Genomic DNA, 496 nt, shown 5'->3' with positions numbered 1-496 from the left:
ATCTCATCGGTGCCCACTTCCTCAATAGTGATGAATATCTGCTCACCCGTATCAAGAATAGCGTTGGCGGTGTAAAAGCCGGTGCGGACTTCTTCGTTGATGGTCACCGCTTTGCACTTTTCGTCGCTGTAGTATTGCTCACGGATGATGTCGGTAACGATGGCACAGGCCGTATCAGTAACAACAACTTCATTGGCTCCTACGCTGATTCCAAGTGACAGAATGAATGCCGCAATCCAGCCCCAGAAGTAGTAGCTCTTTTGTTTCAACAGGCTGGCGCGTTTCCACAGATAAACAGGAACAATAAAGATCATCCAGGAGGTTGGTGATTGGTGGCCGGCGGCTTTCAGCTTCCGTTCATCCAGGGAGCAGAGTGCAATGTTGGCCAGTATGTAGAGCCAGATCAGCTCTGTGCCAACCATGATCTCGATGAGGAAGCCGATAATGGGGACAGCGACGACAGCCCAGATGTATTTGTTATCGACATCTGTGCCGG

1 pseudogene is annotated in these 496 nt (G+C 50.4%); it reads right to left on the bottom strand.

The features are described from left to right. Positions 1-496, bottom strand: a pseudogene (locus A3754_RS27485) (hypothetical protein); the annotation flags it as partial.

It is taken from the genome of Alcanivorax sp. HI0083, from assembly GCF_001635175.1.
The sequence above is the reverse complement of the archived record's forward strand: the minus strand, read 5'-3'. Positions and strand labels throughout refer to the sequence as shown.